The sequence below is a fragment of the Streptomyces sp. NPDC018833 genome, from assembly GCF_044390825.1.
In the GTDB taxonomy this organism is placed as follows: domain Bacteria; phylum Actinomycetota; class Actinomycetes; order Streptomycetales; family Streptomycetaceae; genus Streptomyces.
Window position 1 is genome coordinate 100280 of the sequence record NZ_JBIRZM010000017.1, and the last position, 22687, is coordinate 122966.

The 22687-nt window shown below is 71.4% G+C and carries 19 protein-coding genes and 2 pseudogenes; 15 read left to right on the forward strand and 6 right to left on the reverse strand.

Annotated elements, in window-relative coordinates:
- The first annotated feature begins 109 nt into the window (after positions 1–109).
- Both ACH5AF_RS28560 and ACH5AF_RS28565 read left to right on the forward strand, forming a co-directional pair.
- Positions 110–589 (forward strand): general stress protein, encoded by a 480-nt coding sequence (locus tag ACH5AF_RS28560; RefSeq protein ID WP_398905485.1) that lies wholly within the window; start codon positions 110–112, stop codon positions 587–589.
- Between the two features lie 142 nt (positions 590–731).
- Positions 732–1136, forward strand: coding sequence for a cupredoxin domain-containing protein (locus ACH5AF_RS28565; protein ID WP_398905486.1), 405 nt, complete (start codon positions 732–734; stop codon positions 1134–1136).
- Between the two features lie 21 nt (positions 1137–1157).
- Here ACH5AF_RS28565 and ACH5AF_RS28570 read toward each other — a convergent pair whose 3' ends face one another.
- Positions 1158–1796, reverse strand: a complete 639-nt coding sequence (locus ACH5AF_RS28570) for a DUF305 domain-containing protein (RefSeq protein ID WP_398905487.1) — start codon at positions 1794–1796, stop codon at positions 1158–1160.
- Between the two features lie 391 nt (positions 1797–2187).
- Here ACH5AF_RS28570 and ACH5AF_RS28575 point away from each other — a divergent pair, with 391 nt between their 5' ends.
- From ACH5AF_RS28575 to ACH5AF_RS28590, 4 genes are read left to right on the forward strand one after another with little or no spacing between them, the layout of a single operon-like run.
- Complete coding sequence (locus ACH5AF_RS28575) at positions 2188–2784, forward strand: hypothetical protein (RefSeq protein ID WP_398905489.1); 597 nt, start codon at positions 2188–2190, stop codon at positions 2782–2784.
- Complete coding sequence (locus ACH5AF_RS28580) at positions 2781–3860, forward strand: cytochrome b N-terminal domain-containing protein (RefSeq protein WP_398905490.1); 1080 nt, start codon at positions 2781–2783, stop codon at positions 3858–3860. Before ACH5AF_RS28575 ends, ACH5AF_RS28580 begins: the two co-directional genes overlap by 4 nt.
- Entirely contained in the window at positions 3860–4117 is a 258-nt protein-coding gene (locus tag ACH5AF_RS28585) for a hypothetical protein (RefSeq protein ID WP_398905491.1), read from the forward strand. Before ACH5AF_RS28580 ends, ACH5AF_RS28585 begins: the two co-directional genes overlap by 1 nt.
- 2 nt (positions 4118–4119) lie before the next feature.
- On the forward strand, positions 4120–6621 hold the full coding sequence (locus ACH5AF_RS28590; RefSeq protein ID WP_398905492.1) for a heavy metal translocating P-type ATPase: 2502 nt from the start codon (positions 4120–4122) through the stop codon (positions 6619–6621).
- A gap of 42 nt (positions 6622–6663) precedes the next feature.
- Here the strand turns inward: ACH5AF_RS28590 and galT are convergent, their stop codons facing one another.
- The 3 genes from galT to ACH5AF_RS28605 form a co-directional block, all read right to left on the reverse strand.
- Complete coding sequence (gene galT / locus ACH5AF_RS28595; RefSeq protein WP_398905493.1) at positions 6664–7674, reverse strand: galactose-1-phosphate uridylyltransferase; 1011 nt, start codon at positions 7672–7674, stop codon at positions 6664–6666.
- 21 nt (positions 7675–7695) lie between these two features.
- The gene (locus tag ACH5AF_RS28600) at positions 7696–9165 is read right to left on the reverse strand and encodes a glycosyltransferase (RefSeq protein WP_398905494.1); all 1470 of its coding nucleotides are present in this window, start codon (positions 9163–9165) and stop codon (positions 7696–7698) included.
- 106 nt (positions 9166–9271) lie between these two features.
- The gene (locus ACH5AF_RS28605) at positions 9272–9418 is read right to left on the reverse strand and encodes a YHS domain-containing protein (protein WP_398905496.1); all 147 of its coding nucleotides are present in this window, start codon (positions 9416–9418) and stop codon (positions 9272–9274) included.
- Between the two features lie 753 nt (positions 9419–10171).
- Here ACH5AF_RS28605 and pcaC point away from each other — a divergent pair.
- From pcaC to ACH5AF_RS28625, 4 genes are read left to right on the forward strand one after another with little or no spacing between them, the layout of a single operon-like run.
- Positions 10172–11452 (forward strand): 4-carboxymuconolactone decarboxylase, encoded by a 1281-nt coding sequence (gene pcaC / locus ACH5AF_RS28610; RefSeq protein ID WP_398905498.1) that lies wholly within the window; start codon positions 10172–10174, stop codon positions 11450–11452.
- A gap of 12 nt (positions 11453–11464) precedes the next feature.
- The gene (locus ACH5AF_RS28615) at positions 11465–12097 is read left to right on the forward strand and encodes an MBL fold metallo-hydrolase (RefSeq protein WP_398905500.1); all 633 of its coding nucleotides are present in this window, start codon (positions 11465–11467) and stop codon (positions 12095–12097) included.
- 47 nt (positions 12098–12144) lie between these two features.
- Positions 12145–12924, forward strand: coding sequence for an exodeoxyribonuclease III (locus ACH5AF_RS28620; protein WP_398905501.1), 780 nt, complete (start codon positions 12145–12147; stop codon positions 12922–12924).
- Positions 12925–12982: 58 nt separating this feature from the next.
- Positions 12983–13435 carry a DUF6278 family protein gene (locus ACH5AF_RS28625; protein ID WP_398905503.1) on the forward strand — a complete coding sequence of 151 codons (453 nt, stop codon included), beginning with the start codon at positions 12983–12985 and terminating at the stop codon, positions 13433–13435.
- A gap of 450 nt (positions 13436–13885) precedes the next feature.
- On the opposite strand, the pseudogene ACH5AF_RS28630 reads toward ACH5AF_RS28625, so the two are convergent.
- Positions 13886–14208: pseudogene (locus ACH5AF_RS28630) on the reverse strand (acyl esterase); the annotation flags it as partial.
- A gap of 57 nt (positions 14209–14265) precedes the next feature.
- Here ACH5AF_RS28630 and ACH5AF_RS28635 point away from each other — a divergent pair.
- A pseudogene (locus ACH5AF_RS28635) lies at positions 14266–14712 on the forward strand (cytochrome P450); the annotation flags it as partial.
- Positions 14713–14757: 45 nt separating this feature from the next.
- On the opposite strand, the gene ACH5AF_RS28640 reads toward ACH5AF_RS28635, so the two are convergent.
- Positions 14758–15501, reverse strand: a complete 744-nt coding sequence (locus ACH5AF_RS28640) for a hypothetical protein (RefSeq protein ID WP_398905504.1) — start codon at positions 15499–15501, stop codon at positions 14758–14760.
- Positions 15502–15607: 106 nt separating this feature from the next.
- Here ACH5AF_RS28640 and ggt point away from each other — a divergent pair, with 106 nt between their 5' ends.
- The 4 genes from ggt to ACH5AF_RS28660 all read left to right on the forward strand — a co-directional run bounded on the left by ggt (position 15608) and on the right by ACH5AF_RS28660 (position 22523).
- Positions 15608–17416 carry a gamma-glutamyltransferase gene (ggt, locus tag ACH5AF_RS28645; RefSeq protein WP_398905506.1) on the forward strand — a complete coding sequence of 603 codons (1809 nt, stop codon included), beginning with the start codon at positions 15608–15610 and terminating at the stop codon, positions 17414–17416.
- Between the two features lie 103 nt (positions 17417–17519).
- Positions 17520–18449, forward strand: a complete 930-nt coding sequence (locus tag ACH5AF_RS28650) for a glycoside hydrolase family 75 protein (RefSeq protein WP_398905507.1) — start codon at positions 17520–17522, stop codon at positions 18447–18449.
- A gap of 437 nt (positions 18450–18886) precedes the next feature.
- The gene (locus ACH5AF_RS28655) at positions 18887–20068 is read left to right on the forward strand and encodes a hypothetical protein (RefSeq protein WP_398905509.1); all 1182 of its coding nucleotides are present in this window, start codon (positions 18887–18889) and stop codon (positions 20066–20068) included.
- Positions 20069–20723: 655 nt separating this feature from the next.
- Entirely contained in the window at positions 20724–22523 is a 1800-nt protein-coding gene (locus tag ACH5AF_RS28660) for a hypothetical protein (protein WP_398905511.1), read from the forward strand.
- Positions 22524–22687: the final 164 nt, after the last annotated feature.

Consider the following 22687-nt stretch of genomic DNA (forward strand, 5'->3'; position numbering starts at 1 on the left):
GCAGCCCTGCTCTTCCGCACCACCATGCACCCGCCCGCCGCCCGCCGCCCCTGCCGCTGCACCGGATGCGGTACGGGCGCGGCCTGCCCCATGACGAAAGGGATCTTCGATGACCCAGCACCCGCCGCAGGCAGCAGTCGACCGACCGGTCGTCGGCTCGTACCCGACCTACAACGGCGCCCAGCACGCGGTCGACTTCCTCTCCGACAGCAAGTTCCCGGTGGAACGCACCGCGATCGTCGGCTCCGACCTGCGCATGGTCGAGACCGTCCTCGGCCGCCTCACCCGCGGCCGGGCCGCCCTGGCCGGGGCCGGCTCCGGCGCCTGGTTCGGGCTGCTGATCGGCCTGCTGCTGTCGGTGTTCGCGGCAGGCCAGCACCACGTCCTGGTCCTCATGCTCAGCGGCCTCGTCTACGGCGCGGCGTTCGGCGCGCTGTTCGGGTTCGTCGGCCACGCGGTCACCGGCGGGCGGCGCGATTTCGCTTCCCGGAGCCAGATCGTGGCCGCCCGCTACGACGTGGTCGCCGACACCGAAGTCGCCGAAGAGGCCAAGAACTTGCTCATCAAGCTCGGCTGGCGCGAAGACTGACAGCCGCCGGCCCCACCCGAGACGTGCCTGCGGTCATTCAGGTGAGCCTGCGCAGCGGATGGCCGTGCGGTGCTGGCGCCCGCCACCGGCCCCGGCGAACCTGACTTCGACCATGCCACCGGTCCGCCCGAAAGGCCCCCGCATGCCACGTGCCCACGCGCACCCCGGCCGCACCACCCTTGCCCTGTGCAGCGCCTTGGCGCTGTTCGCCCTGATGGGCTGCTCCAACAGCGGGAAGGGCAACGCGCCCGCCTCCCCAACCGCCGAGTCCACGGCGACCAGTGCAGCCCCCAGTGTGACGACGATCGTGATCGAGAACTTCGCCTTCCGCCCGGCGGATCTCAAGATCCGGCCCGGAGCCCGGATCAGCGTGGTGAACCGCGACTCGGCCCCCCACACCCTGACCGCCGCCGAGGACAAGCTCTTCGATACCGGCACGATCAACGGCGGGGCGACGGGCACGTTCACCGCACCGCTCGAGCCGGGCAGCTACGCGTACCTCTGCAGCATCCACCCGAACATGAAGGGCACCCTCACCGTGACCTGAGCGGCAGTTGCGGAGTGTGGCTCAGCTCTTGCCGAGCATGGTCTCCATCTGGGTGATCTCGGCCTTCTGGGTGGTGATGATCTGGTCGGCGAGCTGTTTGGCGGGCTCGTAGGCCCCGTCCTTCTTCTCTGTCTCGGCCATGGCGATCGCGCCCTTGTGGTGCTCGATCATCATGGTCAGGAACATGGTGTCGAAGGCTTTGCCGGACATCTTGTCGAGGTCGTCCATCCGCTGATCGTCCATCATCCCGGGCATGGGCGAGCCGTCCATGTCGTGCCCCATATCCTCGTCCATGGTCATGCCCTGGGGGACCTTCTCGCCCCAGGACTTCAGCCAGCCGGCCATGGTCTCGATTTCAGGGTCCTGGGCCTTCTTGATGTTCTCGGCCAGCTTCTTGACCTCGTCGGAGGCTCCGTGGCTTGCGGCCATGGCGGACATGGCGACCGCCTGGCGGTGGTGCGGGATCATGCCTTGCGCGAACGTCACGTCAGCCTGGTTGTGCTGGCCCGTTGCCGCTTCCGCCGACGTGGCCGTGGCCGTGGGAGCGGCCGGCGTCCCGCCGTTGCCCCCGTTGTCTCCGCAGGCAGTCAGCGCCAGGGCGGCCGCCGCGGCCGTGACGGTCAGCGCCGTACGGCGGCGCAGCGGGCGGGTTGCGTTCATGGTGGTGACACTCCTGGCTCGATGAAGGGTCAGCGGCCCGGTCCACGGCCGCACGGTCCGTCTGGATTTCGGCAGCGGGGCAAGACGGGGCCCGCATCGCGGTCTTGGCCGGTCACGACAGAGCCCCGCCCGTCGTGACGGGTCTGCGGTGCCAGCGTAGGCACGCACACGGCGATCGCGCCGTTCGAAGGCAGCGAACGGGCGAGTGGCTCGCCCCCTTCCACCGCCCTCTCCCGGCTCTACACCCGACCTCCCCGCTTGTGGCCGCGGAGCAGATGGGTGAAGGGTTCCCGCCACGGCGGGTCAGGAGGCGCACGGCGCCCTGCACCGCTCGACACTCGGCTGTACCGGGCCAAGCCGCGCGGGACGACCAGGCATGGAGGCGACGGTCATGCGCAGGAAACTGAGGGGCCGTAGGGCCAGGGCGCTCCGCGCCCGCACTCCTTCTGTGGCGTCCGGCCTCGCCGCGCTGGCTCTGCTGATGCTTGTGATGCCGGGCACCGCCCGCGCGGACATGGGCGAGAGTGACGAGGCCGCCGTGCTGGTGGAACAGGCCATCGCTCTGATCGCCAACGAGGCCGGCGAGGCCCACGTGGCCGAGCGTATCGAGGACGCCCTCCAGGCACCCCACAAGGAGGGCGTCGACCTGGCGCTGGTCCGCCGAGCCCTGGAGGTCGTCGAACGGACGGGTGAGGACGAGGCCGCAGCGCGTGAGACCCGCCGGCTTCTGCTGGAATCGGTGGGCGGCAAACTCGCCTCCGCCCCGCAGGGCGGAAGGTTCGCCACGGGTACCGAGACGGGAACGAGCGTGGTGCTCGACGAGTTTCGGCCCGAGCGTGGCATCACGGACGGAGGAGACGCGGCGCTGGTGGCCTTGGCCTGCGCCGCCGTCGTCGGCGGTGCGTGGCTGTCGGTGCGGCTACGGCCCCGCCACAGCATCCACGAGCTTGAGCGCCGCTCGGCCGAAGAAGAGGGCAGAGGACGATGACCGAGGACGCGACCCCGCCGACCCGACCGGCCTCCACGACCCCGGCTCGCCGCGGGTGGTTCCACCGCGCCGTCGATGTCGTCGACGAGCGCATGGGCATCAAAGCGCTGACGTATCCGGTGCCGGAGCACGCGAACAACCTGGCATGGAGCCTGGGCGGCGTCACCGCAGTGGCGTTCGTGATCCTGCTGGTCACCGGGATCTACCTCGCACAGTTCTACGCGCCGATCCCGGAGGACGCCAACCAGTCAGTGCGCGACCTGGTCACCGGCGTATGGCTCGGCGGCTTCGCCCGCGGACTGCACTACTGGGCGGCGCAGGCCATGTTCGTCCTCGCACTGCTGCACCTGCTGCGCGTGTTCTTCCACGCCTCGTACAAGAAGCCACGTGAGGGCAACTGGCTCATCGGAGCGTCGATGTTCCTCCTCACCTTCCTGGCGGTGTTCACCGGCACCGTCCTGAAGTGGGACCAGGAAGGGTACGAGGCCCTGATCCACAACCTGGACGTGGCCGAACTCCTCGGCGGCGCCGGCATCTGGTTCACCGAAGAGTTCACCGACCGGATCCCCATCCTGCTGCGCCTGTACAACGCACATGTGGTGATCATCCCTGGCCTGATTCTGCTGCTGTTCGTGTGGCACGCCCTGCTGATCAAGCGGCACAAGATCTCCCCGCATCCGGAGATCACGGTGCCTGAGGTGGAGTCGCCCGAGCCGTTCACCGCCCACCTCAAGCGGGTGGCCGCCTTCGGCCTGGTCCTGCTCGGCCTGCTGTCCCTCCTCGGTGTCCTGGTACCGCCGGTGATCGGCCCGACCCCGGTCGACGGCATCGAGATCACCCGGCCCCCGTGGATGTTCTGGTGGTTCTTCCCCCTGGAACAGTGGTTCGGAGTCGCCTCCATCGCGTACGTCATCGCGGGCGTCTTCGGCCTGATCTTCCTCGTGCCCTTCCTCGACCGAGGCCCCAAGCGCCGCTGGCAGGAGCGCAAGGGCGCCCTCGCTGCCGCCGCCGTGCTGCTCCTCGCGCTCGCCGCGATCACCGTCCAGGTGTGGATCGCCAACCCGAAGGGCCACTGATGACCGCCACAGCCGTGCGACGCGCGCGACAGTGGTTCTGGGCCCTGACCGTCATCGCCGTGGGCGCCTCGGGTGTCCTGTACCAGGGCCTGCACGCCCCTTCCGGGCCGAGCGCGGCAATTCTGGTCCTGGCCGGCGGCGGCGTGCTGGCGGCGGCCGTCGTCCAGGCGGGCCGGATCCTGGCAGTGCTCACAGGGCCGCCGCGCCTGCAACGACGGCCGCCAGGCCCTCGGCACCGCCCTTCGAAGGAGGGATGACCATGCCCCACTTCGCGGACGACCACGGGCACATGCACCACGCGGCGGCCGAGGCCGCGGGCGCGGCTGCGGGCAAGGAGCGCAGCACGGCGGTACTGGACGTGCGCGGTCTGAACTGGGCCTCCCAGCAGCAGACGGTCACGGCGGTGCTGGGCCGCAGGCCGGGCGTACTGGAGGTCGAGGTCAATCCGGTCGCGCAGTCGGCCACGGTCGTTTTCGACCCTCGCCGCACTTCGGTGGCAGAGCTGCGAGGGTGGGTGACCGAGTGCGGCTACCACTGCGCCGGCCAGTCCGTGCCGTCCCACATCTGCGATCCGATGGCGGAGCCCGATCCGCCCGGGCGTGCGGCCCACACCTCCCCGGCACCGGCTGCGGAACAGGTGCACCCGGGAACCCACGTCCACCCGGCCGGTGTGCCGGCGCCGGCGGCCGCCGAAGCGGTGCGGTCGCCGCACGAGGTGATGGGCCACGGCGGCCACGGCGGGATGTCGATGGCGGCGATGGTCGCGGACATGCGAAATCGCTTCCTGGTCGCGGTGCTGTTCTCGATCCCCATCGTGATCTGGTCGCCGATCGGCGAGGACGTGTTCGGGCTGGACGTACCGGTGCCATTCGGCCTGCGCCAGGAGGTGTGGGCGCTGCTGCTGAGCCTGCCGGTGATCTTCTACTCGTGCACGATCTTCTTCGACGGCGCCGTACGGGCCCTGCGCGCCCGGACCCTGGACATGATGGTGCTGGTCGCGGTCGCCGTCGGCGCCGGCTGGCTGTACTCGCTCATCGTCACCCTCACCGGGGGCGGGGACGTCTTCTACGAGGCCGCCACCGTCCTCGCCTCCTTCGTCCTGCTCGGCCACTGGTTCGAGATGCGCGCCCGCGGCGGCGCCAACGACGCCATCCGCACCCTGCTCGACCTCGCACCACCCCAAGCCGTCGTCGTGCGCGACGGGCAGCCGGTCGAGGTACCCACCGCCGAGGTCGTCGTCGGCGACCTGATGCTCATCCGGCCCGGGGCGAAGATCGCAGCCGACGGCATCGTCGAAGAGGGCGAGAGCGAGGTCGACGAGTCGACGGTCACCGGCGAGAGCCTCCCGGTCCACAAGGCGCCCGGCTCACCGGTGGTCGGCGCCACCGTCAACGCCAACGGCACCCTGCGCGTACGGGCCACCAGGGTCGGCGCGGACACGGCACTGGCGCAGATCGTCAAGCTCGTCCAGGAGGCACAGAACTCCAAAGCCCCCGGCCAGCGGCTCGCGGACCGCGCGGCGTTCTGGCTGGTCTTCGTCGCCCTCATCGGCGGCGCCCTCACCCTGGCTGTCTGGCTGCTGGCCACCGACCGGCCCTTCAGCGCGGCCATGCTCTTCGCCATCACCGTCGTCGTCATCACCTGCCCCGACGCACTCGGCCTGGCCACCCCCACCGCGATCATGGTCGGCACCGGCCTGGGCGCCCGCCGAGGCGTGCTGTTCAAGAACGCCATGGCGCTGGAGGCGTCCGCCGGCATCCGGACGGTCGTCATGGACAAGACCGGCACCCTCACCAAGGGCGAACCGGAGGTCACCGACGTGATCACCATCCCCGGGAGCGACCAGGACGAGGTTCTGCGGCTGGTCGCGGCGGTCGAGCGGGAATCCGAGCACCCCCTCGCGCAGGCCGTCGTCCGCTACGCCGAGGCACGCGGAGCAGCCGCGGCGCAGGCCCGGCACTTCGAGAACGTGCCCGGCCACGGCGCGACCGCCGTCGTGGACGGCCACCGCGTCGCCGTCGGCAACCGCCGCCTGATCGAACGCGAAGGCGTGGACCTCGGCCCCCTGGCCGCACGTCGCGAGGAACTTGCCGCCACCGGCCGGACCGCCGTCATCGCCGCGATCGACGGCCGGGCAGCAGCCCTGATCGGCATCGCCGACGCCCCCAGGGAAACGTCCGCCACCGCCGTCACGGAGCTGCACCGGCTCGGCGTCGAGGTCGTCATGCTCACCGGCGACAACCAAGCCACCGCCGAACGCATCGCGGCCGAGCTGCGTATCGACACCGTCATCGCCGAAGTCCTGCCCGGCGACAAGGCCGCCAAGATCGCCGAACTCCAGCGCGAGGGCCGTAAAGTGGCCATGGTCGGCGATGGCGTCAACGACGCCCCCGCCCTCGCCCAGGCCGACCTCGGCATCGCCATCGGCGCGGGCACCGACGTCGCCATCGAAACCGCCGACCTCGTCCTGATGCGCTCCGACCCCCTCGACGTCCCCACCGCCCTGCGCATCGGACGGGGGACACTGCGCAAGATGCGCCAGAACCTCGGCTGGGCCATCGGCTACAACGCCATCGCCCTGCCCATCGCCGCCGGCGTCTTCGAACCCGCCACCGGCCTGATCCTCCGCCCCGAGATCGCCGCCCTGTCGATGTCCGGCTCCAGCGTCATCGTCGCCGTCAACGCCCTCGCCCTCAAACGCCTCCGCCTGCCAGCGGTGACCCCGGGCGAGCTCACCGGCCCGGCCGTTCGGGGTGCCTGAAGAACTGGTGCCTTGAACGGCCGCACCCCGCCGAGCGGGGGGTCACGGGTGGGCAGTCAACGCCCGGCGTAGCTGGGCGGCGGCGTGTTCGGGCGGGACGGTGTTGACGGCCATGCCGGTGCCGAGTTCGAATCCAGCGGCGGAGGCCAGGCGGGGAACCAGCCGCAGGTGCCAGGCGAAGTAGGTGGTGCCCTCTTCGCCGTTGGGGGCACTGATGAGCGCGTAGTTGTAGGGGATGTCGCCGAGCAGACCGCGCAGGGCGGCGAGCAGGCGGCGAAGGACCGCGGCGGTGTCATCGAGGATGTCGTCGTGTGCGTCGGCGAAGGACGCCTGGTGGTGACGGGGCAGGATCCACGTCTCGTAGGGGGCGCCGGCAGCGTACGGAACCAGGGCAATGACGCTGTCGTTGCAGGCCACGACCCGTTGTCCGTCGGCGAGCTCGGCCGCCGTGACATCGACGTACAGGCAGCGGCCGTGGTCGTCGTAGTAGCCGCGGGCGACGTGGAACAGGTGGCGGTGGCGCAGCGGCACGATGGGGGTGGCCACGATCTGCGAGTGCGGGTGGGACAGGGAGGTGCCGGCCGCCGCGCCGTGGTTACGGAAGGGCAGGACCAGGCCGGGGCGGCGTCCGCGCAGGGCGAGGGAGCGGGCCCGGTAAGCACGCAGAACGTTGGCGACGGCGCTGTCGTCGCCGTCGGCCAGGTCCCATCTGTGGCGGGGGGATTCGATGACGACCTCGTGGCTGCCGATCCCGTCGGCCGAGGTGCGGAGCCCGTTGGTGCGGTGGTGGGCGGGCTGGTCGCCTCGGGTGAGGACCGGATACCGGTTGGGAACGACGCGGACGGCCCAGGCACCTGCCGGCTCGTCGGGGAGGCGCCACACTTCATCCGGGGTGTCCAGCTCTCGGCCGGGGCAGAAGGGGCAGTCCGGGTCGTCGCCGGTTACGGCCGGGGCTGCGGAGAGCGCGGGCATGGTGCGCTGTGGGCGGTCGGCGCGTTCGGGGGCGATGACCACCCAAGCGAGGGTGAAGGGGTCGCGGCGCAGTTCCGACATGGATCTCACCTGTGTGGGATGTCAATCGGCGGCCGGGCCGGGGCGCGTGGCCCGGGCACGGGCGAGGGCGCGCAGGAACAGCGTCGGGTCGGCGGCGAACTGGCGGGCGCAGGATGCGGAGCAGAAGAAGTGCGTGTGGTCCGCGTGCCGGATCCGGTGCGGGCTGGTGGCGGTGACGCGCATACCGCACACGGGGTCGCGTTCCTCCTCGGCGGTACCGGCTGCGGCGGTCAGGGCGGCCGGGGCTGCGGGCCGTTGGCCCAGCAGGCTGGCGATCAGGCGCAGCTCGTCGCCGATCAGGCGGGGCAGCAGGAAGCGCTTGTGTACGAGATCGGTCCCGGCAGCGGCGAGTCGGTGCGCCGCCGGCGGGTCGGCGAGGAGGCCGAGCACCGCCTCGGCGCATTCGTCGACGGAGTCCACCACGTGACCGCCGACGCCGTCGGTCAGTTGCAGCGGGATGCCGCCCGCCCGCCCGGCGACCACCGGGGTGCCCTTCCAGACGGCTTCGGAGACCACCAGACCGAAGCCCTCGCGCAGCGACTTCTGGATCACCACGTCGGCATGCCGCTGAAAGGCGTTGACCTCGATGTTGCCGACTCCGGTGAGGTTGGTGAACAAGGAGATGTCGGGGTCGTCGGCGACCGCGGCTGTGATCTGCTGGTAGACCTTCCAGCCCTCGGGGTCGTCCAGCGCCATCGAGCCGACCAGGGCCAGTTGCACGGTCGGGAGACGGGCCTTGACGCCGCGGTAGGCGGCGATGACGCCGAGGGGGTCCTTCCAGGGGTCGAAGCGCGAGACCTGGACCAGCAGTGGACGGGCGGTGTCCACGCCGATCCATTCCAGCACGCCGGTGGTCAGGGCGTGGTCGATGTCCATGTTCTTGGGGCTGAGGGGATCGATCGCCGGAGGGATGATCTCCACCCGGCCCACCGGCACATCTGGGGGGACGAAGCTGCCGAGGGTGAACACGGCGGCGTCGAAATCGGCGAGCAGCGGCTGCAGCCGCTCCCATACGCTCAGGTTCGGCTGGGAGCTGTCGATGTGGCAGCGCCACACCCACACTGCGCCGTCCCTGCCGTGCAGGTGCGGCAGGGCCAGCGGCTGCGGATCATGCACCACCACAATGTCGTACGCGCCCTCCAGCTGAGAGGCGACATCCGCCGAGGACGTGTCGTACGCCTTCCACTCCCGCTCGCCCACACCACGCGGGTCGCCCTGAAGGCCGTTGTGGATGGCCTTGGTCACCTCGAAGAAGTCATCACCCGCCGAGATCGTCATCCAGTCGGCCACCACGCCCAGGTCACGCAGCAAAGGCACCTCGGACCGCAAGATCTCCGCCACTCCGCCGCCGTACGGGGTCGCGTTCACGTGCAGTACTCGCACCCCGCCCAGCGGGTCGGCCAACTCCCGCAGACCATCCACCACCGCATCACCCACCGCAGGCCGGTACGCGTCCAGGCTCCTCCGGCCGACATCCACCCTCTGTAGCATGCGCATCACATCCTGTTCTGGTCGCCCCGGTCGCCTTGGGGCGGGCATTGGCCTGCTTGCCCAGGGGCCCTCCGTGCGCCGTCTGATGGCTCCGCGGGGCGGGGGCTCACTCCTGGCCGCCGGATGGGGTGGTGTACCGGTGGGGATCGGCGTCGAAGGCGGCTGCGCAGCCTGCTGAGCAGAAGTAGTACGTACGCCCCTCCGTTTCCCGGCTCTCAGCGGCGGCCTCTGGGCTGATCGACATTCCGCACACGGGATCCGTGACGGCAGCGGCGGGTTCATCGTGACCGTGATGCTAGGGACGCCAGATACCCATATCGACTCCATTACCGTGATCAATTCCCTGCGGGGTCCGAGGCAACCGGCTTTGCACCGCCTTCCCGACGGCCCAGCCGCTACCCGCCCCCGTGTGACGCCTGTCCGTACAGATCGCACCCTGCGCGACGGCCCATATGACCACCATGCACCTCTGCCGCGCCTCCCCCCACCCGGAGGGCAAACCGCCCTACGACGGTGGTGCTGTCCGCCACAAGGCAGGTGGGAGGGCCGGACGGCTCGGCGGGTCGCAGGCGGATACATCCCGCACGGGGAAGCGGGACAGCGGCCCTGCCTCCAGCGGCCGGCAGGCCCGTCGGGCTACGGCACAGTCTCCTACCAGGGGAAGACGGACCTGGTGCATCGTGTGGTGTTCCTGCTGCTGGTGGCGAGATTCCGGAAGGCTTCCAGGTAAGCCATGCCCAGCCTCGGTGGCCCCACCACACGCGATGCTGCAACCCGAGCCACCTGGAGGCGGTGACGAGGGAGGAAGCTCTTGGTCGCAGGGACTGGGAGCGGGCGCGTGCCCAGAGGACCCACTGTCGACACGGCCACGCGTGAACGCCGGAGAACACGTACCTGGACCCTCGAGGCTTCCGGCAGTGCCGGGCCTGTCGTAGCGAGAAGAACAGGAGCCGTTAGGTTGGCCCCAGCCACGTGAGATCCTGTGAGAGATGAGAGGGTCTGACGGGTGAGCGAGACACCACCGAAAACCCTGCAATACCGCGTTGACGGGCCAGAAGACGCCCCGGTCCTGATCCTGGGTCCCTCGCTGGGGACCACATGGCACATGTGGGACCGTCAGATCGGCGAGCTGTCGGCGCGGTGGAGGGTGATCCGGTTCGACCTGCCCGGCCACGGAGGCGCGCCGGCACACGCCGCCGGCTCCATCGGCGAACTCGCCGAACGGCTGCTGGCCACTCTCGATCTGCTCGGCGTCCAGCGCTTCGGTTACGCGGGCTGCTCCATCGGCGGTGCGATCGGCATCGAGCTCGCCCTGCGCCACCCGCACCGAGTCGCGTCCCTGGCGCTGATCGCCGCGTCGCCGCGGTTCGGCACCGCCGACGAGTTCCGCCAGCGCGGTGTGGTCGTGCGGACCAACGGTCTCGACCCGATGGCCCGCAGCGCGCCCGAGCGCTGGTTCACCGGGGGATTCGCCGCCGCCCAGCCCGCCATTGTCGAGTGGGCGGTCCAGATGGTCCGCACCACCGACCCCGGCTGCTACATCGCCGCCTGCGAGGCCCTGGCCGCCTTCGACGTGCGCGCCGAGCTGTCCCGGGTCGGCGTGCCCACCCTCGTCCTGGTCGGCTCCGAGGACCAGGTCACCGGCCCGGCCGAGGCCCGCACTCTGGTCGCCGGGATTCCGGACGCCCGGCTCGCCCTGGTGCCCGGTGCCTCCCACCTGGCGCCCGTCGAGCAGCCCGCGGCCGTCACCGACCTGCTGGCCCACCACTTCGACACCGCCTGGAACGACACCCTGGCGGCGATCCCGGTCCCGCAGGCGGCACCCGCTACCTCGGCACCCGTCGCGCCCGTCGCCGAGATCGCACCGGCCGCCCCCGAGCAGCCCATGGCGGTGTCGTACGGCAGGCCCGACCCGTACGACACGGGGATGAAGATCCGTCGGGAGGTGCTCGGCGACGCGCACGTGGACCGGGCGACCGCCGCCGCCGACGACTTCACCGGCGACTTCCAGGAGCTGATCACCCGTTACGCATGGGGCGAGGTGTGGTCCCGTGAGGGCCTCGACAGACGCACCCGCAGCTGTGTCACCCTCACCGCCCTGATCGCCGGCGGCCACCTCGACGAACTCGCCTTCCATACCCGGGCCGCGCTGCGCAACGGGCTGACACCCGCGGAGATCAAGGAGGTCCTCCTGCACGCCGCCGTCTACTGCGGCGTCCCGGCGGCCAACTCGGCGTTCAAGGTCGCCCAGGCGGTGATCCTGGAGGAGACGACGCCCCGCGCATAGCAGGATGGGGGCATGAGGATCGTCAAGAAGACCCATGCCTGCGTCCGGCTGGAGAAGGACGGACGGACGCTCGTCATCGACCCCGGCGGCTTCACGGAGGAGGACGCGGCGCTCGGCGCCGACGCCGTCCTGGTCACGCACGAGCACCCCGACCACTTCGACGAGGGACGGCTGCGGGCCGCCCTCGAGGCGAACCCGGCCGCCGCGATCTGGACCCTGCGCAGCGTCGCGGACCGGATCTCCGCGGCCTTCCCGGGGCGCGTCCACACCGTCGGCCACGGAGACTCCTTCTCCGCCGCCGGATTCGACGTCCAGGTCCATGGCCAACTGCACGCCGTCATCCACCCCGACATCCCGCGGATCACGAACATCGGCTACCTCGTGGACGGTTCGGTGTTCCACCCCGGTGACGCGCTCACCGTGCCCGACCAATCGGTCGACACGCTGCTGCTCCCGGTGCACGCTCCCTGGAGCAAGATCTCCGAGGTCATCGACTACGTCCGCGAGGTACGTCCGCGGCGCGCCATCGACGTCCACGACGCGCTGCTGACCGATCTCGCCCGGCCGATCTACGACCGGCAGATCGGCGAGCTCGGCGGGGCCGACCACGGCCGGCTGGCCCCGGGCGAGGCGCAGGAGGTGTGAGAGCGGGCGGGCCGGTGACTGTCACACCTCGCCGTTAGGCTTGCGGCATGCGTATCGCCACGTGGAACGTCAACTCGATCACCGCCCGGCTGCCGCGCCTGCTGGCCTGGCTGGAGAGCAGCGGCACCGATGTGCTGTGCGTCCAGGAGACCAAGTGCACCGAGGAGCAGTTCCCCGCAGAGGCCCTGCGTGAGCTGGGCTACGAGTCCGCGGTCAACGCGACGGGCCGGTGGAACGGAGTGGCGCTGGTCTCCCGGGTCGGCATCGACGACGTCGTCAGGGGTCTCCCGGGCGCGCCGGACTATGCGGGCGTGCAGGAGCCCCGGGCGATCTCCGCGACCTGTGGCCCCGCCCGCCTCTGGTCGGTCTACGTGCCGAACGGCCGCGAGGTCGCCCATGACCACTACGGCTACAAGCTGCGCTGGCTGGAGGCCCTGTCGGCGGCCGTGACGGAGGACGCCGCGGGCGAGCGCCCCTTCGCGGTCCTCGGCGACTTCAACATCGCGCCCACCGACGACGACGTGTGGGACGTGGCCGCCTTCGAGGGCCTGACCCATGTGACCCCGCCCGAGCGGGCGGCGCTGGAGGCGCTGCGCAAGCGCGGCCTCTCGGACGTCGTACCCCGCCCCCTGAAGTACGAGCACCCCTTCACGTACTGGGACTACCGCCAGCTGTGCTTCCCCAAGAACCGCGGCATGCGCATCGACCTGGTCTACGGGAACGGGCCGTTCGCGCAGTCGGTCAAGGACGGTTACGTGGACCGGGAGGAGCGCAAGGGCAAGGGCGCGTCGGACCACGCACCGGTTGTTGTCGATCTCGACATCTAGTGTTTGTGGACGCGCGCCCTGTGGTGCGTCCGGCCGCAGGGATGCGAGGCTGAGCGGTATGAACATCCCTTTCTTGGACAACTGGCTCAGGCGCCATGACGATGATCGGGAGCACAGGGGAGGGGCCGCCGCCAAGGAGAGCGATCCGGAGCGCGCCGCGGCCGTCACCGAGCTGCTGTCCGAGTGCGAGCTGCTGCGTGTCCGAGCAGGGCAGGCGGGGCTGGTGCTGGACGACTCCCCCGGCTCGTTGACGGCGCTGGACCAGTTGCCGCCGCGCTGGCGGGACGACCCGGAGGAGCTGCCCTGGCTGGGCAATGACGCGGGCCTGTATCTGGGCACGGTCATCGTGCGGACGGTCCCCGGTGCCTCGTGGCACATCTGGCCGGGCGGGCATCCGGTGGTGCGGCTGGCATCGGGCCGCGAGGTCGGCGTCGTCGAGGCGGGGCTCGAGTGGGCGGTCAACGGAGCACCGGAGCTCTCGCAGGTCTACGCGGAGGCGGCCGAGGCCTGACCGCCCCGCGCTCCCGCCGGGCTGCCCGCCTTCCCTGCGCTCCCGCACACTCGTTGGATGCGCTCGGAGCGCTCGCCCTACGTGGATCAATCCTCGACTTATACGGCTTATGCCCTATTTATGCGTGTCGGGTGTGAAGTGCCTTGCCGGGCTGGATAGTTTGCGCTGACCGCGACACAGCGACAAGGGGCAGGGCAGCGTATGGCCGTCGATCCGTTGATCGAGCTGACGTCAAAACCTCCTTCTCATGGCACCCCAGGACGGTGCCCGCCGCCGCAGTTCCGCCCCGTGAGCCGGGGGTGACACAGGCCGGCGTGAGCAGCGCCGGCCGCACCACGAACGCTGTTGTCCGGGTTCTCCCGCGTCCGTCGACGCGGGGGAGTGGGGGACAGCAGCTCATGGAGCACCACCCGCGCCCTGCCCCGTGCAGGGTCCGGCGGCAGCCGGTGATCACTCCCCCAGCAGCGGGACCGACAGACAAGGCGGGTCGGCTGCGGAAGAGGAGAAGGTCAGCTGCGCGCCGGCCGGGTTGTGCTCGATGGAGAGCGGGTCGACGGTGTCGACGACACGGCCGGACGGTGGCCGGCCGGGACGCGTAGGCGGTGGAGAACCTCCAGGCCTACGGTGAACGGCCGGCCCGGGGCCCTGCCGTGGCAGGTGTGCGGCGCGCGGCCGACCGGCTTGCCGAGGCCGAGCGGGCCCACGTCGCAGAGGTACGCGACGAGGGTGCCGCTCTCCTTGGTGCTGGTGCTGGTGCTGGTGCTGGTGCTGGTGCTGGTGCTGGCGCGGCTGCTGGTGCCGGCGGCGGTGACACGGGCAGGATCGGCGGCATGACGGTGCCCGATGTCTTCGACCCGCGGACCTACGCCACCGGACTTCCGCACGCGGCCTTCCGGGAGCTGCGCGACCACCACCCCGTCGCCTGGCAGGAGGAGTACGAGGTCCTGGGCTGGCCGGCCGGTCCCGGATTCTGGGCGGTCACCCGGCACGCCGACGTCGTGCGTGTCCTCAAGGACGCCCGGACGTTCCCCTCCTACCTGGGCGCCATGCGGATCCGCGATCCAGACCCCGCCGACCTGCCGTTCATCCGGCGCATGATGCTCACTCAGGATCCGTCTCCTCGCTTCGCGGGGGAGACCTCTGCTGATCACGCGCGGCTGCGGCGGCTGGTGAGCCGTGCCTTCACTCCCGGCCGTATCGACCGCTTCACGGACGCGGCGCGGGCCCGGGCGCGTGCCCTCCTCGGCGCGGCAAGCGCGGCGGGCACGGAGTTCGACCTCGTGCGGGGCCACGGGCGGCGGTGCGGCACGCCCGCCGCCGCGTCAGGCGGAGGCGCGGTGGGACGTGCGTGCGGCCGGGGGCGCCGCCTGCGCCGCGCGCGTGACATCCGCGACGAGCTCGACCACATCGGGGCCGTACGCCTGGGAGTTGACGACCTTCAGCAGCAGGCAGAAGGTGCCGCTGCCGTGCTTACGCGCCAGCTTCCGGTGGTGCCGGGCCAGATAGCGGGTGGCGGCCTGGTTGGTGATGGCGCGCTGCCCGCAGAAGACGAAGACGGGGCGAGCCTCCTGCCCCGTCGTCAGCCTGGCCAGCAGCACGTACTCGGCCGTACCCGGCTCCATGGGATAGTGCTCGGAACCTATCCGGAACGCGCCCTGATCCGGGCCGGGTTCGGCGTCCACGGTGATGTCGACTCCCGGGAGCATGGATTTCAGATGCGCCGCCGTGCGGCGATTGGACACCGGCCCCCCGACGCAGAACTCGGTGCGCTCACCGAAGCCCTGCTGGGCCGTGTCGTGCCAGACGATCTGCGCATGGGCCCCGCAGTCCTTGACGAGGGCCGACAGCTCCAGCAGCGCGAACACGTCGAAACGGTGCACCGAGCCGTCGCGCCCCGCCTCGCGGTTGACGACGAGCGCGCATTCGGCGTTGCCGGGGAGACCGAAGAAGGCCTGTTTGCGGCGGAGTCGGCGCCGCCAGAGGTATGTGCGGGCGAGCCAGCCGATGGTGGCGCTGATCCCGGCCGCCACCACACCGAGCACGATGTTGCGTACGTCGTCAGTCATGGGCGCGCATGGTAGCGGTGTCCGCCGCACGCCGTCCGAGGCGGTCCTGACGTCCGGGCCGTGCGGAAGTTACGCTGCGCGGACGTTCGCCCCCGGGAGGTAGCGCATGCGTCGCTCCGTCGCACGAAATGTGTCGGTACTGGCCGTTGCCGCGGCCGTAGTCTCCATCGGCGGGGCCGCGCCACCGACGTACTCCCCGCCGGCCGGGGCGCCCCCGAAGACCCCGGTCGCGGTCGGGTACGGCGGGGCTGTCGCGAGTGTGGACGCCGACGCGTCGGCCGCCGGCATCGAGGTCCTGCGGCAGGGCGGGAACGCGGTGGACGCGGCCGTCGCGACCGCCGCCGCCCTCGGCGTCACCGAGCCGTACTCGGCGGGCATCGGCGGCGGCGGCTTCTTCGTCCACTACGACGCGAAGTCCCGTACGGTGCACACCGTCGACGGCCGCGAGACCGCGCCGCTCTCCGCCGACACCTCCCTCTTCCTGGAGAACGGCGAACCCATCCCGTTCGCCGAGGGGATGACGTCAGGGCTCGGCGTCGGGACGCCCGGCACTCCGGCGACCTGGCGGACCGCGCTCGACACCTGGGGCAGCAAACCTCTGAAGCAGCTGCTGCGTCCCGCCGAGCGGCTGGCCGAGGACGGATTCACCATCGACGCCACCTTCCGCTCCCAGACTGCGGCCAACCAGGCGCGCTTCGCCGACTTCCCCGCGAGCTCCGAGCTGTTCCTTCCCGGCGGCCAACTGCCGGTCGTCGGATCGGTGTTCAAGAACCCGGACCTCGCACGCACTTACGAGGAACTCGGCCGCAAGGGTGTCGGTGCCCTCTACCGGGGGCCCATCGCCGACGACATCGTGCGCACGGTGCAGGAGCCGCCCGTCGCCGAGGGCGCCACCCGCATCGTGCGCCCCGGCGACCTGACCCGGCGCGACCTTCAGGCGTACGAGACGATCCGGCGCGCGCCCACGAAGGTGTCGTACCGGGGGCTCGACGTGTACGGCATGGCACCGTCGTCCTCCGGCGGCACCAGCGTGGGCGAGGCGCTCAACATCCTGGAACGCACCGACCTCTCCGAGGCCGACCGGACGCAGTACCTGCACCGCTTCATCGAGGCGAGCCGGATCGCGTTCGCGGACCGGGGCCGCTGGGTCGGCGACCCCGCCTTCGAGGACGTCCCCGTGCGTGGCCTGCTCTCCCAGCGGTTCGCCGACTCGCGTGAGTGCCTGATCAAGGACGACGCGGTCCTGAAGAGCCCGCTCGCGCCGGGCGACCCGCGCCGGCCGTCCGCGTGCGGCTCGGCCGGCGAGGCCGCACCGACCACGTACGAGGGTGAGAACACCACACACCTGACGGCAGCCGACAAGTGGGGCAACGTCGTCGCCTACACGCTGACGATCGAGTCGACGGGCGGCAGTGGCATCACCGTGCCGGGACGCGGCTTCCTGCTCAACAACGAGCTGACCGACTTCTCCTTCGCCCCGGCCGACCCCGCCGTCCACGACCCCAATCTGCCCGGCCCGGGCAAGCGGCCGCGTTCGTCCATCTCACCCACGATCGTGCTCGACCACCACGACCGTCCCGTGCTGGCCCTCGGTTCGCCGGGCGGAGCGACCATCATCACCACCGTCCTGCAGACACTGACGGGCCATCTTGACCGTGGACTGCCGCTCGTCGAGGCCATCGCCGCGCCGCGCGCCAGCCAGCGCAACCAAGCGACGACAGAGCTGGAACCGGACCTGTGGAACGACCAGGAGCTGCGTGGCGAGCTCCAGCGCATCGGCCACGCCTTCCGGCTGAACCCGGAGATCGGCGCGGCGACAGGCGTGCAGCGGCTGCCCGACGGCCGGTGGCTGGCCGCGGCGGAGAGGGTACGGCGGGGCGGCGGCTCGGCCATGGTGGTCCACCCGGTGCCGTGACGCGCGAGGGCGGCCGGGGCACGGCGGCGTAACCCGTCCGGCGGACAAACGGAGCCGGTTCGCGCGCCCGCGGGTAGGGAGCCTTTCGACAGAAAGGACCATTGTGCATATATCACGCACCGCTCTCACGGCCGCCGCCGCTTCCGTCCTTCTCGCGGCGGCGGCCCTGCCCGCCGCCGCCGCGACCGCCCCGGCTTCGTCACCACGGGCCCTCGACGCCCACCGGGCAGCCCTGCCGGCCGAGGGCAGCGTCCCCGCCGATGACCTGCTGGACGCCCTCGGCACCTGCCGGCAGATATCCAAGGGCAAGTACCGCACGGACAACGGCGCACCCGCCGACGTCCCCGTCTGTGAACGGGACGGGGTCGTGCACTGGACCGCCGACCTCGACATCGACTGCGACGGGGTGCGCACGCGGAAGTGCAACAGCACCACCGACCGCTGGTTCCAGCCGCACACCTCTTTTCAGCAGTCCAACGGAAGGCACCTCAACGCCGCGAAGCTGCCGTTCGTCGTCGTGCCGGGTCCGAGCGACATCTGGGACTACCGGGACTCCGGTATCCAGGGCGGAACTGTGGCCGCGCTGGTGTACCGGGACCGCGTCGTGTACGCCGTCGTCGGCGACACCGGCCCGACCGGGGTGATCGGCGAGGCGTCGTACGCCGCCGCCGAGGCGCTCGGCATCGACCCGCATCCGACACGCGGCGGCACCCCGTCGGGCGTCACGTACATCCTGTTCCCGGACATGCGCGTGAATCCGATCGAGAGCCACGGGGCGGCGGTCGAGCTCGGCGACGCCATGGCCCGTCGCTTCACCGACGCCGACCGAACGGAGCCGCCTCCGCGGCGGGAGGGCGCGGGTGGCCCGGCCGCCTGTACGCCGGGTGATTGCGTGCCGGCGCAGCCGGTGCAGCCCGCGCAGCCAGTACAGCCCGCGCAGCCAGTACAGCCCGCGCAGCCAGTGCAGCCCGCGCAGCCGGTGCAGCCAGTACAGCCGGTGGCTCCGGCGGGGCCGGTCGCGCGCACCGGGTGAGCGCGTCGCGGTGGGCCCCACCGGGCCTGTCGATCTCGGTGACGACTGGACAGGCGCATCGCCCTGGTCATGGCCGTCCACGCCTTCCTCACCGTCACCCGCGCCACCGTGCTCGATGCCGGGAAGGCAGGAACGGATCAGCAGCGCTCGTCCCGATCAGCGTTCCCGAGCTCAGACGCCTGATGACCCGCCTGACCCGCCTGGCCTGGGTCGGTGACACCACCGAACGCGTCCTGAGCTGGTCGATCCGGCGACCGACGACAGCAACACCAAGCACGGGCAAGCCACGACGAACAACGAGGCCACAGCCCATAAGGCTTGCGACCTCGTCACACCAACCGCAATTGCAGCACTGGGTTGGTCTCACAAAAGATCATCTCCGCCTAGCATGTTCACGCCATTGACCGGGCGTCAAAGCGCCTCGACGAAAGCGAACCATGCATCTCAAGCGGATAATCGCTGCGACCGCCGCCTTTGCTTCCCTCTCCCTGATCACGGCCTGCGAGGACGCCGACGCCGACCGCACGACCGCCGTGACCGGCCCCACCGCGGACAGCGGCGCCGACACGCTCGAGCAGGCGCAGGTCTACGTCCAGCGGTACGCCTCGTGCGAGCGGATGAGCACGGACCCGACGGACAGCCGACTGCCGCTCACCGAGTTCACCGCCGTCGGCACGTGGTCGGTGACCGAGCGCGGGGTGTGCAGCGACCGCGTCGAACACGGCGAGATCATTTTCTACATGTTCTCCGACATGAAGGCGTTCCAGGAGGGCTACAAGCAGCGCGTGCTGGCGAAGATCGCCTCCGGCGACTCCGACTACGGCCTGTTCAGCCGCGTGCTCGTGGGGAAGAACTTTGCCGTCACGCCTACCGAGACCAAGACCGCGCTCAAGCTCTCCCGCTCGGACCTGCGCGTCCTGACCTGCAACCCGACCGCCCGCGTGCCCGAGGGCTACAAGCGGGAGAAGGGCCTGGTCGAGGGCTGCGTCCTGAGCGACTTCGTGGCGAGCGACGACGGGGAGGGCAGCCCCAACTTCGAGACCCCGCAGGACCCGGCCGCGGAAGGCGAGTCCAAGAAGCCGGGCCAGCCCCCCGCGGGAAGCCTCGGCCTGCAGCGCGCGGGGAGCCTGGGCGAGCTGAAGCAGTTGGTGCACCCGCACACCGTCGACTGCACCAGCTACTCGACCGACCCCGCCGCCCTCGCCGTCGAGTCGGTCGACTACCAGCCGGTGATCACCGGCGAACACCGCCACTGGGGCGTCCAGGACCGGGCGATCTGCGGCGAGCCCGGTGGAGCGCAGCGCGCACACAACCTCAACTGGCTCGACGTGGTGAGCGACATGGAACTCCTGCAGACTCGGGCGAAGGCTGCCCAGCAGGAGGACCTGAAGGACGACAACCGCCTCAAGGCCACCGCGAGCAGGCTGCTCGTCGGCGAGAACATCGCGGTGGAGACCAATGACCCGAGCATCCGCAACGGCCTGTACCAGCTTCAGTTCCTCTACCTGAACTGCGAGCCTGGCTTCTCCGCCCCGGCCGGCTACCGCGTGGAGAAGGCGAGCGCCGAGGGCTGCGTACTGACCAACTACGAGCCCGGGGCCGAGGTCGGCGGCCACTGAGAGCGAGTCGCTGACGCGACTCGCCGGTTCCTGTTCTCCGCCTCCCGGATCCTGGCCGGGCATCGAGGGGATGCCGCAACGCATCCCCTCTCGACGGACCGCAGCCGCAGCCGCGCGCCTGCTCGCCTGTTCACCGGACGGGACGGGCCGAATCGGCAAGATCCGAAGGAGACGACCTGGGGCACCCAGTACTGCAATCGCGGATGGTGTGACGAGGCCGCAAGCCTTATGGGCTGTGGCCTCGTTGTTTGTAGTGGCTTGCCCGTGCTTGGTGTTGCTGTCGGTGGTGCCAGATCGACCAGCTCAGGGCGTGTGCCGGAGGCCGATCCGCAAGTTGATTCTTCTCGTCACGGACGACCGCATCGGTACCGCAGGTCCCCTTCTGCGCCGAGCGCGTAGGCAGTGCGCTCGGGCGGGCGGCGCTGGACCCGATGACCACCGCGTGCGAGTGGACGCGGGCCCACCTGCCCGGAACTGCTCGCGGCCCGCGAAGCTCACGAGACCGGCTGACGGCCGCGGGGGATCGCGGTTCGCTGCCGAAAAGCGCGCGTAGCAAGGTTGTAACACGCCTGCGGTGGAATGCCTGGTTCCAGGTTCTATCTCCGAGTGGTCAGGGGCGGCGATGGCGGCGCATCAACTCCCGGCAGCGACTGGCGTGTTCGCGAGATACCTCGGGGACGTCGCGGGGCAGCTCGACCACGGGGAGGGCTGGTGCGCGATCTTCTGGCAGCGCGACCCCGACGGTATGCGTGCCTGCCTGGAGGGCGTCGAGATCCCGCCGTGGGACGTCGTCGAGTCCCTGCTCCACGACCTGGCGTCCGTACGGGGGTCGGACCACGCCGGGCCGGAGCGGGACCGGGCGCGCACGCTCCACGCGGCGGCCGCCGCGGCGCACGACCGGCTGCCGGGCGGGCGGGAGGCGCTGGAGCGGCGGCTGGAGGTGATGCGCGGCGAGCAGGCGCACGCGGCGGGCCGGGCGGACGAACTGCTGCGTTCGCTGGCGGCGGAGCCGGAGGGCACGGCGGAGGCGGAGCGCCTGACCCACGAGTTGGCCTGGACCCGCGACGACCACGCGCGCGCGGTGTCACGGATCACGGAACTGACGGCGCGCCTCGCGTCATTCGACCGGCAGCCCCCGCCCCCGACGGACTGGTTCGGCACGTGGTCGACGGCTGGGGCGTACGGCGCGGATGGCGGCGCGGTCGCCGACGACGGCGGCGTGACGTCTGCTACCGCTTGGCCGAGCGGTCCCGGGACCGGCCACGGGGCGTCGGGGGCGGCCGCGACGACCGGCGCGGTCGCTGGTGCCGCCGGGGCGTACGAGGTTTCCGGGCAGGATGGTCGCGGGCCGGCCTCGATGCCCGCCCCCGCCGGGCCATCCGCCCCGCAGGACCCGTTCGCGACCACGCGCGGCGGGGCCGACGCGGCGCATGACTCCTCCGCTCACGGCGGGATCGACGGCATGCAGGGCCAGTTCGCGACCACGCGCGGCGCGGCCGACGGCATGCAGGGCCCGTTCGCGACCACGCGCGGCGGGGCCGACGCGGCGCATGACCCCTCCGCCCACGGCGGGGCCGACGCGGCGCGGGACCCGTTCGCGACCGCCCACAGCGCGGCCGACGCCACGCAGGGCCAGTTCGCGACCACGCGCGGCGGGGCCGACGCGGCGCATGACCCCTCCACCCACGGCGGGGCCGACGCGGCGCGGGACACCGCCGGGGGTCCGGCAGACGTCCGGGGAAAGAAGAAACGGCGGCGCGGGGCCCGGTTCGCCGGGGTGGAGGATGACGGGAGTGGCGCAATCGCCGTGCCCGTGCTGCCCGTCGCCGAGGACGTGCCCCGTGGCGCGCGATACGGCGGCGCGGCCGCACCCGCACCCGCACCCGCACCGGCACCCGCACCTGCCTCCGCGGCCGACTTGGAGGGCGCAGAGCGGGCCGCGCGGGAGACCGTCGCCGCCCTCGGGCGGCTCCGGGCCGAGGGCCGCGGCGGTGAGGCGCACGTCGTGCTGTGCGAGGCCGCCGCCCGCCCTGCGGCCTGGCTGCCCGCGCTCGCCGCCGAGCTCCACCGCGGCGGGCTGACCGCTGACTGGGCCACCCTCCTGTGGGAGGTGGCGTCCCAGCCGGCCGGGCGCCTGGCGGCTGCCGCCGACGCGCTCACCGCGGCCGGCCGGCCCGGCGACGGGCGTCAGTTGCTGCGCCAGGGGGTGTCGCGCCCCGCCGAGGAGATCGCCGACGCTGTGATCGCCCTGGCGGACGAGGGCCTCGGCCCGCGCGCCCGCGCGCTGCTCGTCGCGTACGCGCAGGTGCGCCCCGCGGAGGACGCTGCCGGGGTCGTCGCCCGCGACCCGGCCCGCCTCCTCCCTGTTCTGCTCGACGCCGCCCGCGACGTCTCCCCGGACCGCGAGCGTGATCTCGTCCACGCGCTGCGTGTGGCCGGGCACCTGGGCACCTGACCGGGACGGAAACCGTTCCGAAATCGACCGCTCGGGTGCGAAACATGATCGACTCAGCGGGTTGACGACGATGGTCTTGCCCCGCTGTGTGACGTGGCTTACGTTCTCCATCTGCGTATTGCGTCTACGTGCGTAGAGGCTCTCTGGCGTCTCGTCGAAGGAGC